The organism is Nocardia sp. SYP-A9097 (genome assembly GCF_009649815.1).
Taxonomy (GTDB): Bacteria; Actinomycetota; Actinomycetes; order Mycobacteriales; family Mycobacteriaceae; genus Nocardia.
Window position 1 is genome coordinate 1 of record NZ_WJIC01000095.1, and the last position, 732, is coordinate 732.

Sequence of the window (732 nt, forward strand, 5' to 3'; positions counted from 1 at the left end):
AGATGGATGGAATGTCGAGTCTGACTGCTGATCTCACCCCGCAAACCCGGGTGTTGTTCGATGCGATGCTGGCCAAGTTCGCGCGCCCGGGCATGTGCAACCCCGCCGACACCGACAGCCCGTGGACAGCACAGGACGCCACCGACGACGCGCGCCTGCAAGCGGCCGCCGCCCGTGATACCCGTACTCCCGCGCAACGCAATCATGATGCGCTGCTGGGGTTTCTGCGTCCCGAACTCGGTGGCCCGGCGAAGCGGGGTTCGCATCGCGGGGTACCGGTCGCTGCGATCATGACGATCAGCATCGCCGATGTCGAACGCGCGGCCGGGGTCGCCACCCTCGCCACCGGTGGCACCGTCCCGATCAGCGAGGCCCTGGAGCTGGCACAGCAGTCGAAGCGGTTCCTCATGGTGTTCGACCACGCGGGCATGCCCCTGCATGTCGGGCGTGAATCCCGCACCGCGACCAAGGCCCAACGCCTCGCGCTGATCGCGACCGAACGGGGCTGTACCCGACCCAACTGCTCCGCCCCGGCCTCGCGCGCCCAGGTGCATCACCTCACCGAGTGGTCCAAGAACGGCAAGACCGATATCGAGAACCTGACTTTGGCGTGCGATAGCTGCCATGCCCAGGTCCACGACGGTCCCGGCGGCTGGAAAACGGTGAAACTCGGCCCTGATACCGCGTTTCCGGGCCGCACCGCGTGGATCGCGCCCCCGCACATCGATCCCA

1 protein-coding gene is annotated in these 732 nt (G+C 67.3%); it reads left to right on the forward strand.

Translation table 11 applies throughout. The features are described from left to right. Nucleotides 1-11 precede the first annotated feature (11 nt). Nucleotides 12-732: HNH endonuclease signature motif containing protein (locus GFY24_RS40890; protein ID WP_228567177.1), on the forward strand; the 721-nt coding region annotated here is incomplete at its 3' end.